Source organism: Microcoleus sp. B6-A1, assembly GCF_036705085.1.
GTDB lineage: Bacteria > Cyanobacteriota > Cyanobacteriia > Cyanobacteriales > Microcoleaceae > Microcoleus.
Window position 1 is genome coordinate 1 of record NZ_JAUBTU010000197.1, and the last position, 1,279, is coordinate 1,279.

The 1,279-nt window shown below is 36.2% G+C and carries 2 protein-coding genes; both read left to right on the forward strand.

The window, feature by feature from the left end; translation table 11 throughout:
* Nucleotides 1-12: 12 nt before the first annotated feature.
* Nucleotides 13-705, forward strand: coding sequence for a hypothetical protein (locus QUB11_RS31160; RefSeq protein ID WP_333257918.1), 693 nt, complete (start codon nt 13-15; stop codon nt 703-705).
* The coding region (locus tag QUB11_RS31165) for a hypothetical protein (protein ID WP_333257920.1) at nt 702-1,279 on the forward strand (578 nt) is incomplete at its 3' end. The genes QUB11_RS31160 and QUB11_RS31165, both read left to right, overlap by 4 nt.

Sequence of the window (1,279 nt, forward strand, 5' to 3'; positions counted from 1 at the left end):
TAGGAAATAATTATGCTGTTGCGATTTGCAAAATTAGCTGGTGGGTTGCGGTTACTTATTGCAGAAGTTGCGCCGCTCGTTGTGGTTTCTGCTGCGTCGCTTAGTGCGCGATCGGTGGCATATTTAGTCGGATTTTCGCTTGGTAGTATTGCGGTTACTCTCTGGCCAATTGTAGCCGTCCTGGTTACTATTGCTGGGATAATCAATCCTGCGTCACAAGAAGAATGCGACAATTATTATGCTCAAGTTGCTGCTATTTCTCAGAGAAACTCTGAAGCTTTAATGAAGGCTCATTATGATTGTTGGGCAAATATTGGTGAGTGTACGGAATTTAATGTGTCTTGGGAAACAATTCCCTGTACACCGCCTGATTGTGATGGTAAGAAAGTTTGGCTCCAAACAATCTGGGCAAGTCCTTCAGAGTTTGCGTCACAGTCTAAAGGGTGTTTTTTAATTGCATATTCTTATGAGGAAATTGATGGATTGAAAATTGAATACAATCCTTTTAAGATTCCTGAATCTTTTTTAATATCTCGTGCGTTACCTCACCAAGTTATTGCAGGGATTAAATTTAAGCAATTAAAGGATGATGAATGGAAGGATTTAGAAAGTGTTTCAGGATGGGATAAAGGTTACTGGTCGGCAGAATTTACTGATGTAGAGTGTCGCGGTTGGCGTCCTGGGTGGAGTAATAAAGTTAAATGAAATTATTTTTTAAGGGTTTAAGAGTTGGATTGTTTTTAAATGTATTTTTAGTTTTTAGTTTAGTTTTCTACGTGTTAATTGTTGAAAATTGGTTAACTAAACCTATTAAAAAATTTGATATGCCTTTACAACTAGGTACGGTTGTTGATTCTATTCGGTTGTTTGAAGCAAATATCCCTTCTATGCAATTGAGAAAGTCTTGGTTAAATATTCAGAATAAATTTAGTTTTTTTGTGGCTGAATATCAGTTAAAACCTGATTATTCTACACCTTCTCCACGGTTGCTTAAATGGTGTAAACAGTCGAATTGTTTTGCCCACAGAATTGGTTACAATGATAGTCGTAAAATTCAATTTAAAAGTTTTACGCTTGACGATTGGTTTACCAACAATTATTTAATATTTAGTAAGCCTAATATTGAATTAAAGCGATTAGACTTTTACTTAAAATCTTTACCCATTCGTTCAACTGTAATTATTAGTGAACCATTTTCCACTTTCGATCGCCCGCAAGTATTTCATAAATTTCGAGAGTGGGTTTTGAAGTTGCGAGCTGAGCATCCTGAGCTTCAATT

Coding starts and splice junctions, on each gene's coding strand:
- QUB11_RS31160 (WP_333257918.1), top strand. CDS start 13: ATGCTGTTGCGATTTGCAAAATTAGCTGGTGGGTTGCGGTTACTTATT.